5 protein-coding genes are annotated in these 12,796 nt (G+C 39.5%); all 5 read right to left on the bottom strand.

Annotated elements, in window-relative coordinates:
- Positions 1 to 19: 19 nt before the first annotated feature.
- Positions 20 to 1,987 carry a RagB/SusD family nutrient uptake outer membrane protein gene (locus tag ACFSR6_RS01030; protein WP_379073862.1) on the bottom strand — a complete coding sequence of 656 codons (1,968 nt, stop codon included), beginning with the start codon at positions 1,985 to 1,987 and terminating at the stop codon, positions 20 to 22.
- Positions 1,988 to 2,019: 32 nt separating this feature from the next.
- Positions 2,020 to 5,241 (bottom strand): SusC/RagA family TonB-linked outer membrane protein, encoded by a 3,222-nt coding sequence (locus ACFSR6_RS01035; protein ID WP_379073863.1) that lies wholly within the window; start codon positions 5,239 to 5,241, stop codon positions 2,020 to 2,022.
- Positions 5,242 to 6,222: 981 nt separating this feature from the next.
- On the bottom strand, positions 6,223 to 7,965 hold the full coding sequence (locus ACFSR6_RS01040) for a RagB/SusD family nutrient uptake outer membrane protein (RefSeq protein WP_379073865.1): 1,743 nt from the start codon (positions 7,963 to 7,965) through the stop codon (positions 6,223 to 6,225).
- Positions 7,966 to 7,975: 10 nt separating this feature from the next.
- Positions 7,976 to 11,056 (bottom strand): SusC/RagA family TonB-linked outer membrane protein, encoded by a 3,081-nt coding sequence (locus tag ACFSR6_RS01045; protein ID WP_379073867.1) that lies wholly within the window; start codon positions 11,054 to 11,056, stop codon positions 7,976 to 7,978.
- A 32-nt stretch (positions 11,057 to 11,088) separates the two neighbouring features.
- Positions 11,089 to 12,795, bottom strand: coding sequence for a RagB/SusD family nutrient uptake outer membrane protein (locus tag ACFSR6_RS01050; RefSeq protein WP_379073868.1), 1,707 nt, complete (start codon positions 12,793 to 12,795; stop codon positions 11,089 to 11,091).
- Between the last annotated feature and the right edge of the window lies 1 nt (position 12,796).

Raw genomic sequence — 12,796 nt, forward strand, 5'->3', positions numbered from 1 at the left:
ATGCTATTTGGTTTACAAATTACCATCCTGGATTTTGAACCAGTTTGGGATTTACAGTAATATCATAGTTTCTAATCGGTGCCAAATAATCTCGCGGAGCAACAAAATTTTGAGTGTAGATTGTTCTTACCCGGTAATAATCTAATGTATTGGCCTGGAATACACTCCAACCCGTTATAGCCTGATTGAATGCTTCGCCTGCTTTCTTCCACCTCTTCATATCCCAATAGCGGCTACCTTCGAAAGCGAGTTCGATCCCTCTTTCCTGGTGAATAATCTCTCTTAACCCATCTTTTGTTGTTGGCTTACTGGGATTATTGGAAAAGCTATTCCATGATTGTACTACGCCTGCCAAGCCAGCCCGTTTCCGAATTCTGTCTAAATATTCAAAAACATCATTAACAGGGCCCTGACTTTCGTTCAATGCCTCGGCGTACATGAGATATAAATCTGCCAATCGTATCTGCGGCCAAGGGTAATCGCGATAAGAAACCCCGTTACTACTATTCGTCATATTCCAGTCTACCAGTTTTTTAATATAATAACCAGTTTCATTGTAAAAGCCAACATGCGTAGCACCTGCCAATTGAGTATATTTTCCTTCTACCACCCAGGTATTTTCATCAGAATTAGAAGGGCTATCGTATTTATACCAAACACCGCCATCGAAACCAAGGGCTGCATAAAAACGGGGTTCGCGATCAAAATTCACACGTGCTGTTTCATAACCAACTTTTATATAAAAGCGTTCTTTATCAACAGCCGTTCTCAAGCTATATTTATTTGAAAAATTTAAAATTTTATCTTCATTAATAGGAACTCCATTGCTCGAATAAAACATTTCTGCAATTTTAAGCGGTGCGGCCAGCTGCATTCTTGCGTCTCCACTTGCTCCTCCGGAGGCTAGTTTAGGCATAGCTACCCGTTGTAACATATCTGCTCTGCTGTTAGGGTTTGCCCAAATGTGCTCAATGTTCCATCTTTCTGTAATTGAACTTCTTAATGTTAATTGCAGGTTTGTTGAATCGGAAAGCTTAAAAGTTGATCCTGGGAATTTGTATAAGGCAGCACCAGCCTGTTCTGCGGCATCAATAGCTACTTTGGCCGCATCAGCTGCGTTTTTCCATTTCGTTGCGCTGTAGGCCGTTGAAATCAGGTTTACACCGTCACGGTCTTTAAAGCTTGTATAATCCTGATTACCATTAAATAACGGGCTAGCCGCAAGCAATAATAATTTAGCCTTTACTGCCAAGGCTATAGGCCGGGTAATTCTTCCCAGTTCTGTAGTTCTATCTGTAATAATTGATGGGAGGTTTATTGCTGATTCATCCAATAACCCAGAAATATAAGCCACACATTCATCAAATGGTTTACGTTTAATCCGCACCTCTTCTTCTGGTGCACTGATATCAATATTCTGATCAACCAGTGGAATTGGCCCATACATGCGCAACAGGTAATAATGATAGTATGCTTTTAAGAAAGTAACCTCAGCAATCCAACGGGCACGTTCGTCAGGGCGTAGATCTCTTACTTTGCTTTCATCTTTTACATTTTCTAAAAAGATATTACAATTCCTTATTCCTTTCCATAAGCCATAATTATCGCCTGGCCCTCCGCCTTGATAATTACCATTCCATGCGTTCATATAGGGATTGGCAACATTTTGTCCACCCCTTGCACCGCGCCAGGCATAGGATACGAAATCCCACTCCTGGGTTGGAACCCAAAGTTCGTCGCCAGAAAGTAAGCCTACATTATAAAATGGATCGCCATCTTTCGGCAAAAAAGAGTAACAGGTAAACAGGTATTTCTCTGCTTCAGTCCTCATTGTGAAAGCGTTGTCGATAGTTGCTACATTATCAGGCACTATATCCAAATATTTTTTACACGCAGACATTGTACATACCGCACTTGCAAAACATAAGGTTATCACTATATTTTTAGCACAATCTTTTATTTTGTTTATTGTTATTATATTTTTCATTTTTATTAACATTTAAAACCACGTGTTTCTAATTAAAATGAGGCTCTAACTCCTAAATTATAAGTACCCTGAATTGGATATCCCAATCCTCTGCCTCCCATTTCCGGATCCCAGGTTTTAAAGCTGCTGATATATCCTAAATTGGTTGCACTTACGTATAACCGGAGTGCTGTTAAACCAATCCTTTGCGTTAACCTTTTATTGGCATTGTATGCGATCTCAACACTTCTTAACCTTAAAAAGTCACCACTTCTCATCCACCAGGTTGAGGTTTGGTTAAGATTGTTGCCTTCCCGGCTGTTATTTCTTACAAAGTTGGGGCTCAAACGCGGCCACATGGCGTAAATATTTCTATTTTCTTCTGACCAATAGCTATCAGAAATAGCAGATAATAATCCATTCTGACTGCCTCCGTTTAACACAAATGGGGCAATATTTTCTGAATTGATAAAGAATGAGGAACGCGCAGACCCCTGGAAGAAGAAACTGAAATCGAAGCTTTTATAGCCTATTGTACCGCCAAAACCGTAAATGATCTCGGGTGAGGTTGGAAGGCCTATCGGCACTTGGTCCTGGTCATTAATTAATCCATCACCATTTACATCGCGGTATTTGATATCGCCACCTCCGTAGTTTAAGCCAGGAGTTCCATCAAATTGCAAAGGAGAGTTTTTGGCTTCATTATCATCAATAAATAAACGTTCTGCTATATACCCGAATCTTTGAGTTGTAGGAAGGCCTACGCTTGTTCTATAATATTCATTAGCTGGATATGATGGTTCATCATTAATCAATATTCTGCTTTTGGCATATGTAAAATTACCTCTCATCTGAACTGACCATCCGTTACCAAAAGATTTATTAAAAGCTGCTGCAAAATCTACTCCTTCATTCTGGGCTTTATTGGTATTTGCTCTAACAGCAGCCTGTAAACCCATTGTGGTAGGAATATAAGTACGTGCGGTTAAAATATTAGAACGTGTATTTCTGTAAACATCAATATTAATATCCAACGCATTGAAAAACCTGAAATCTACTCCAAGATTGAGCTGTTCAGATCTTTCCCAGGTAATTAAAGGATTAGCATATCTGCTAACCAATATACCATCTTTATAATAGCCATATTGTTCGCCAAAAGTAGCGCCAAAAGTACCATTGTTCATGTTAACTTCAGACATGTAGAAAAATCGGTCATCATTATTTCCAATCTGATCATTTCCAACAAAACCATAAGTAGCCCTTAATTTCATATTGTTGATTACCTTAGTTAGTGGCTTGAAAAAACTTTCATTAGAGATTACATACCCTAAACCAAATGATGGAAAGAAACCGAAACGGTTATTATCTGCAAAACGTTCTGACCCATTATATCCGAAATTGAACTCAGCCAGATATTTATCGTCGTAACCATACGTTGCCCTACCAGATAGGCCCTGGTTACGGGCAGGCAGCGATAACTGTAAACTTCCGGCATTACCCGACAAATAGTTACGCATGGTGGTGATGAGCATTCCGCTCACTGCGTGTTTACCCCCAAATGTTCTGGCATAATTTAAAGCCAGTTCTGCATAAAAAGTTGAGTTTAAAACTTTTCTCCCTTCCGAATAGCCCAAATACTCCGTACCTGTTGCTCCTATAGAACCCTGTCCTCCAGGGTTTAAAACCTGTAAACCAACTGTTCCGTTTGGTTGTTCACTGGCGGAATAATAAAAGGGATTGTAGCTTCGGGATACATCGAAATAAGAATACCTTCTTGCATAAGTCATTAAGCGGGCGTTTAAACCTTGGGTAAATGCCTTTAAATCTTGTTTTAATTCAATCTGGGTCTGTAATGTTGATGCATTGTATTCAGAGTACCCCTTTACCATTTCGGCATAAGGATTTACGTATAGTCCGTTGTTTGGAGTAATGGCGTTACCAAACAGTGCATGTGTAGCAAATGGAGATAGACTTGCCGGGTAAACTGCCGGAAAGAGGACAGGATTGGACCAAATGGTTTGATTGAAAATTCTTTCTCCTCCATTTTGGCCGTTAGCTCCTAACAGTGGTCCTGAATAATCATCAAATTGCCCATAAACCCTGATTGCTGCTTTGGTAGTTTTGGTTAAATCAAGATCTACATTAGAACGAACCGAATAGTTTTTTAACTTCACGTTATTGTTAAAATTATTCAACCCTTCCACTTTTAGTACCCCGTTATCGATATTATATGTGCCCGCAACATAAAATTTGGCCTTTTCACCCCCACCTTGTAAACTAATGTTATTGCGCGTATTTATCGTGTAATCCTTAATTAACTGATTGATCCAATTATTGCTTGGATACAATAGTGGGTTATCGCCTCTGGCGGTTCCGTCTATTTTAGTTTGGAGATACGGTAGAGCGGCCTGAGGGTTTCTAGTAAGTGCCGCCTCATTTGCTAATTTCATGTAAGTAATATTATCAGCAAACTGAAAGTTTTTGGTATTAGATGAAACTGCCGTCTCTGACCTTACAGTAAAATTGGTATTTCCGGCTTCTCCAGACTTTGTTGTAATTAATACTACCCCATTTGCACCACGCGCACCATATACTGCTGATGCTGTGGCATCTTTTAACACACTGAATGATGCAATATCATCTGCCTGCAAACGGGCCATATCGTTTTGCGTAGATTCAATTCCATCAATTAAAATTAATGGATCTTGTTTACCTGCCCCAAAAGTACCTAAGCCACGGATGAAAAACTGTGCATTATCGGCGCCAGGTTCTCCGCTACGTTGATATGCGATCATACCTGCCACACGACCTTGCATCATAGTAGTTAAGTTGCTGGTAGGGCCCTTTAATTCTTTTGGGCTAATTGTTGTAATAGAACTAACCATACTGGCTTTCTTCTGGGTACCAAAGCCAACTACTGCTACTTCATCCAAAGCGCCAATGTCGCTCACCAAGGTTACATTAATGATGTAAACTCCATCTTTGTTCGGCAAATAATCTGCTACTATAATTGTTTTAGGCTTATAGCTAACTCCTGTAAAAAGCAATTTGCCCGACCTGGCCATTTTAATGCTATACTTACCTTCGCCGTCTGTAGAAATTCCTTTTAGTGTTCCAGATACCTTAACGTTTACTCCTGGTATGCCACCAGATTCATCTTTAACTATACCTGTTACAGTTACTTCGGTTTGCGCCGCCGCTGTTAAGCAAGAAACAGTAGTTACCAGACAGATTAAAAATTTCAGAATTGATCTGAAGGCATTCTCTTTCTCCATAAGATATATAGGTATTTTATTTCGTATTTTTTTCTTCATAAAATGGTTTAATTGGTTAGTTATTTTTAACCGGATTGCCATCACCCTGAAATTGCAAAGGCAAAAAGCGATTCGTCCGATCGAAAATATTTTTCGTCAGTTATGATTTGAAACCTGAGCTTAAGCCCACAAGTTCCACGTCAATTCGTAATTCAATGGATTGCTTTTACAAGCGCATCAGTACATTATTATTTTAACTGAGCTGTAAAATGGATTTTGGAGTAGATTTAACTTTCTTCATACATTTTAGTTGGTGAGATTAATGGTTAGCTATAAGTAAGGGAGATTCAGAAATAACAGCGCTGTTGCACGGAAAAATCAATAATCGGGGAATATTGGTTTGCTTTGTTTTTTTGTTTTCATGATTAATTAGTTTTGGTTTGGTTTCGGCTTCCGAAAAAACCGGGTGCAGCTTTTTTTAATCGTTACAATTATCGCAGGTAGTTAATCTTCCAATAATTTTAAATCGGCTTTCCCTTATCACGGTTTTAGCAAATTAACCATAAAAAACACGCTGCTAGTGAGGGGTAATCCTGTAATTAAAAGGGGTCAAATTGTTATTTTTCGCTGTTTTTCGACTGTTTTGGGATTTTTAGGTTTAAAATTCAATTTTATAACCGTTAATTACACATTTATAAATCAAGATTAAAACGATACATTTTGGAGTTAAACAAAGTGAAAAATTGCACCATTTCTTAATAGCCAAACTTATAATTTAACGATAGCCATAACAGCAGTTACCAATGGTGAGCAGGCCCGACATATACGATAAGGCCTCCATATTCTTTTTGATACTACAGTTAAAATATAAACGCGATTTACTTTGAGCAATAGGGAATTTACGAGCCTGGCATTTCCTATTGTTATAAATAATAAAAAAGCTCCTCCCTTGCCATGTGGCAAAAGAGGAGCTGTAAGAATAAATTAAAACGATAACCTGGATTAATAACCAGGGTTTTGCAAAAACGATGGGAGTTTTAAAATTTCACTCTGTGGAATTGGCAACAGGTAATTTGCCGGACGAAAATTATGTCTCCTAATGGAATTCGTAATCTGATAATTATACGAGTTACCATCAGTAGAAGTAGACGTTGTACCAGTTTTAGGTGTAATCATCATTACTTTATTGAAGGCATTTTCTGTTACTTCAGCAATTTTCCATCTTCTTTCATCGTAAAAACGCATATCTTCAAAAGCCATTTCGGTACGGCGTTCTTTAATAATTACGTCTCTAAGTTCAGCCTGACTAATTCCTGCTTTTATACCAAACCTGGCATCGGTACCAGGCAGTATACCTGCACGTTCCCTGATCTTGAAAATATAGGTAAGTGCATCATTCACTTGTCCCAATTCGTTCAATGCTTCAGCATAATTTAACAATATTTCTGCGTACCTAATTAAGGGATATCCCCTATCAGCAGTTGCACTTCCACCCCATGATACGTTTACATCGCACATTTTACGGCCATAGTAACCAGAGGTTGTTCCAATGCCTGTACCATCGCTAGGTGCATTTACGTAGGTAAAAACCGGTGTCTGAGCCCCGCTATTATTTGCATATGAAGAACCATTGTAGATTACGGTGTAACCAAACCTTGGATCGCGGTTAACATATGGATTAGCCGCATTATACCCTGAAGTTGGATCTGTAATCTGCTTGCCGTTACGCATATCGAACTGATCGACCAGGTTTTGAGTTGGTGTTGAATAATACCCCCCGTTCCTGGAAGGCGGAAGAAAATGACCTTCAAAATCTTTGTTTGGTGCTTGTGTATAAGTAAATATCAACTCGCTGTTTGCCCTGCTAATGAAGGCTTTATAAAAGCCATAACCCGGAGCGGTGGTATTGTCTAGTACGAGGTCATATTTATTCATATCAATTACATCTTTAGCGGCTTGCGCAGCTTTTGCCCAACGGTTAGCATCATAAGTAGGATAAGCAATTATACTCGCAATTGCACCCGTTTTTACAATACCACCTCCATTAAACAGCGGACTTGCAGCAGTAAGCAATACCCTCGATTTTAATGCAAGGCACATCCCTTTGGTAATTCTTCCGTAGTCCTGATCAAGCTGATCTAAAGGAAGGTTTGCCGCAGCGGCATCGCACTCGCTTACGATATAATTGATACAGTCTTCAAAATTATTCCTTGGGATATCGATGATATCATCTTTATCAAATAACTTATCGCCAAGAAGTGCTATACCCCCAAAAGACTTTACTAAATAATGGTAATACCAGGCACGTAAAAACCTGGCTTCGGCAGCAACGCGCTTTTGTGTTACTGGCGCCAGTGGTGTTGTTGGCAATTTCGACAAAAACAGGTTTACCGCCCGGATCTGTAAATAGGGCTGAACATAAAAATCGGTGGTTGTACCTTTTACCACATTTAATGGGTTTACATTACCTGAATATAGAATTACGGCATACTGCCCAGATCCGCTATAGCGATACTCTGCATCATCAGTAGCTTCTTCCAGGTTTCCATGACTATCCCAACGGCCTTTATTAAATGAAAAACCACGCCCCTGATAAATCCCATTTAAAAAGCCCAATGTTCTTACACTATCGCTAAACACTACCGTTGCGTCCTGTCCGACATTTTGCTGATCGAGGTAACTGGTTGCTTTTTTGCAGGACATTAACCCCACTAGAATTAAAACAATTAAAATATATCTTTTCATAACTTTAAACTTAAAATGTTACCGATAAACCCATATTATAAAGCCTTTGTGGCGGATAGTTGGTGTTTGTATTGTAACTTGATATTTCAGGATCGTATTCGTACAACGAGCCAAGTTTGGTCCACGTAATTAAATTGGTACCGTTTACGTATACTCTTGCTCCTTTTAAATGCACTTTATTTACCCAGTTCTGTGGAAGTCCATAGCTAAGTTCTATGGATTTTAACCGCAAATAATCTCCCCTAACATTCCAAAAATCGGATGGTGCGGTAGGAATGGAAATCGAATTTGGCGAGGTTGATAATATAGGATATTTAGCATTCTGACCAAGTTCCGGAGTCCAGCTTTGTTGGTGTATAGCCTGAAAGTTTGATCCAAAAGCCTGGATAGACTCCCTAACGCCTGCCACATTAAAATTCAATGCACCCTGGAACAACACATTTAAGCTTAACGTTTTATAATTTGCACTTAAATTAAAACCCACAATGGTATTAGGTGTATTGGAGTAACCAAAATAAGATTGATCTGCATCAGTAATCACACCATCGCCATTTAAATCGGCATATTTAAGGTCGCCGGGTTTTGCACCTGTAAGTGGCTTGGCACTATTTGCCACATCGGCAGCATCCTGGTAAAAACCTAAAAATTTAAACTGTTTTGGCGTATTAATCGGATTACCGGTATACCGTTGGTAAGGGAAAAGCGGCAAAGCTTCATCCTGGAAAACAATTTTATTTTTAGCTACAGATATGTTACCGCCAACACGATAATTAAAATCTTTACCGATTTTATCGTTATAGGCAAGCTCCAGCTCAAAGCCCCTATTATTCGTTTTCCCAAGGTTAACTGGTGGTAATGCCTGACCGAATACATAAGAAACAGTTCCCCTGTTGGTTAAGATATCGTACCGATCATCATTAAATACATCAAGTGTGGATGTAATATGACCTTTAAACATACTTAAATCCATACCAATATTGAGTTTCTTCACCTTTTCCCAGGTTACATCAGCATTGGCCAGGCGGCCTTCAAATATGGCAGTATAAGCATTATGAGATGTTCCGAATGATACGCTGCCACTATTGTTATAAGTTTGTAAATAAGCGTAGGCATAGTTACCGATATCGTCTGTCCCAACAAGGCCATAAGATGCCCTGAATTTTAAACGGTCAATAAACTTAATGTTTTCTTTAAAGAATTCTTCTTCTGAAATGTTATATCCAATTGATCCGGCAGGGAAAAAGCCATATTTTTTACCAGAGGCAAAAACTTCTGTTTTATTGTAACCTACGTTAAATTCGGCCAGGTATTTCCCTTTATAGTCGTACCCTGCCCGACCAGAAAAACCACTGGTTGGAACCGGTATAAAATTTAGTACCCGGCTTGAGTTATTAGCATCATTATATCCAAAATAAGTTCTGTTGTTATATAATACCAAACCTGACAGGTGATGCGAACCAAAAGTACGATCGTAGTTTAACGAAGCCTGCGGATTAATGGTACGTGTAGTAGAACCTGGGCTATAGTTTAATGAATAAAAACCTACCCTAAATACATTTGGATCTTTAGGGGTATAACTTCCATCGGCTGGATTGTAAATAAAAGCAGGATAAGTTCCTCTTGATAACCCTCTAGAGTAAGAGTAAGTACTGCCATAAGCAATTGCTCCCCTCAGAGAAAGTCCCTTAGTAATAAAATCGAGCTTTTGCGTGGCAGCCGCATTAATATTCATATTGTTTTCGAAATCTCTGCTGTACCCGCCAAGCGTTAATGCCTGTACAATATTTGGTGAAGAGTAACGACCCGGTTGCGCATAACTGTAACCATAACTTCCATCAGGATTGTAAATAGGATAAGCAAAAGGTGCCAGTGTTAGGTAACTGTTATAGAAATAAAATATATTCTGGATTCCGTTAATGTTTGGAATTACCGGACTATTTCTCTCTCCAATGTTTCCAAATAAATCAAGTTTAACATTTAAGGTTTTTGTGGCTTTGATATCAATATTAGAACGGTAATTGTATCTTTTGTAGTAAAAGTTATTGTTTACATCTTCACCCGAACTAAAATCATTTAAGAGACCATTCTGATTAATCATGCCCACTGAAGCAAAATATTTCACAATATCGTTACCACCACTAATGTCAAAGTTGTTACGCCATTGGTAGCTAAACTTACGGAATAAAACATCTTTCCAATTTACATTTGGGTGCCCGTAAGGGTCATCGCCAGTTCTCCAATGTTCCAGATCGGCATCAGTGTATAGAATAGGTAACCCATCATTTATTCTAGCCTGGTTTACGAGCTTGGCCGATTCGTAAGCATCAAGAAATTTGGGTAATCTTGTCGGTTGCGAGAGGGCATATTCGCTACGGAAAGTAATACTCGGAGGACCCACAGCACCTCGTCTGGTGGTAACCAAAACTACCCCGTTAGCACCTTTTATACCATATACGGCAGTTGTAGATGCATCTTTAAGGATACTTAAGCTTTCAATCTCATTCGCATCTAAACGGGCAAATTGTGCATAGGTAAACTCAATATCATCTACGATAATAAGGGGTTGGTTAGATCCGGTATAGGAACCTATTCCGCGGATAAAAAATGTTGCACCATCAGATCCGGGCTGGCCACTGGTTTGCTGCGAGCTAAAACCAGGCAATCTACCAGCCAAAGTGTTCTGTAAACTGGCCGAAGGGTTTCTTCTGATTTCCTGACCTGATACTGAGCTTAATGCACCAGTTAAGGTAGCTTTTTTAGTGGTACCATAACCTACAACCACCACTTCTTCCAAGCCCTTAACATCAGCTTCTAAGCTTACATTGATGGTGGTCGACTGGCCAACTGTAACTTCTTTGGATAAGTAACCAATGGCTTTAATCACCAAAACGTGACTTTTACCTCTCAAGGTAATCCGAAATTTACCATCAATACCGGTAGATGCCCCATTACCAGGAACATCTTTCTCAATAATAGTTGCCCCCGGAATGCCCCCATCTTTGTCATTAACCTGGCCCTGTACATTAACATTTTGTGCAAAGAGTAATTTCGACAAAACGGTGAAGGCTAAAAGGAATATATATTTTCTCATAAATACTTTCATTTCTAACTTATTTTTAATCGTTACCAACCTTCATTCTGTATCAGGCTTCTATTCCTGATCACTTCTGAATAAGGAATAGGCATAAGGTAAAACCGCTGATTAAATGTTGTATTGCTTACTGTTGATGTTGAATAGGTTAAGGCACCTGTGGTTGACTTGGTAATTATAGTACCATGAAGCGACCCGTTTAAAACCTGGCCTGCTATTTTCCAGCGCCTGATATCCCAGAAACGTTGTTCTTCAAAAGCCATTTCAATCCTTCTTTCATTTTGAATGAAAGCGCGCATATCAGCCTGAGACATCCCATCTTTAACACCATAGGCATTTGCACCGGTGCCAGCAGTAATACCTGCCCTTAAACGGAGGGCCCTTAAAGGAGCATAAGCATCGGCAGTTCTTCCCACTTCATTTAAACATTCTGCATAATCAAGCAATACTCCTCCATAGCGGAAAATAATATAGTTATGATCTTGAGTGCCATAGGCTGTTGCATTAGAAAAATCGGCCATGTATTTTTTTAAGTAGTACCCGGTTCTGGTTTGTACCGCTACACCACCTGGCTTATCTTTGCCCCCCTCAAATGTTTCTACATTGCGGCTCAGCCATTTTATGCCATTATAGAAAACGGTATTGTCTAATCTTTTATCTCTACCTGCATAAGGGTTGCTTGCCACATAACCAGAAGCAGGATCTGTGATACTTAATCCATTCAACATCGGAAAAGCATCTACCAGTTCCTGTGTAGGGCTGGTTAAACCATTGCTTAAAGGTGTGGTAAAGCCCATCGGAGCATTGTTTGTTTCTATATCGAAAGTTTTTGCCCTTTGTTTTGCCAATATTACCTCTGTATTTTTTCTGCCAATAAAAGCAGCATTAAATGTTGTGGTAAGCTGGTATGCATTTAAATTGATGAGATCTTGTACCGCATTCAATGCCAATGTCCATCTTCCGGCATCAAATGTTGGGTATCCTGCTAAAGCTTTCTTTACCGGATCGCCAGCGGTTCCGCCGCCATTAAAAAGTGGGCTGGCAGCATACAGCAATACTCTTGCTTTTAGGGCATACGCTGCACCTCTTGTAATTCTGCCCAGGTCTGAATCGACAACAGGTTCAACACGCAATAAACCTTTAATGGCATCGCATTCGCTTACCAGGTAGTTGATACATTGCTCGAAAGTATTCCTTGGAATTTGCAAATTATCATCAGGTGTTAATACCTTATCGCCTATTAATGGCACGCCTCCATACCTTTTGATCATCTCAAAATAATTCATCGCCCTGATAAACCGTGCTTCAGCTTTCCAGTACTGAATTGTATTAGGCGCAGTGGCATCAACAGGAACCACACCTACATTGGCCAGGAAATCATTGGCAGCACGAATTGCCCGGTATGCGGCTGCCCAGTTATCATCCGGGTTATTGGTCGAATTTAATCTTCCGTTTTTGTAATTTTCTACCACCTTATTTTGTGCCGATGGAACCGCATCGTCACTTCCGGCATCAAGGAAATCGCCTACCGTATTGTCTCCATCTGCCCTTACCCTATTAAAACCATCAGGTAATGAAGTATATAAATCTGAAAGCACTTGTCTGGCAAAATCGCCATTTTTATCAAGCGGATCGTAAACATTATCCCTTTTAATTCCCTGCAAAGGAGTTTCTTCATATTTTTTGCATGATGCCATCCCTATCAGGATCACCATCAAAACCATTATTTTAGTATTCATC

This window comes from Pedobacter vanadiisoli, from assembly GCF_042684385.1.
Taxonomy (GTDB): Bacteria; Bacteroidota; Bacteroidia; order Sphingobacteriales; family Sphingobacteriaceae; genus Pedobacter; species Pedobacter vanadiisoli.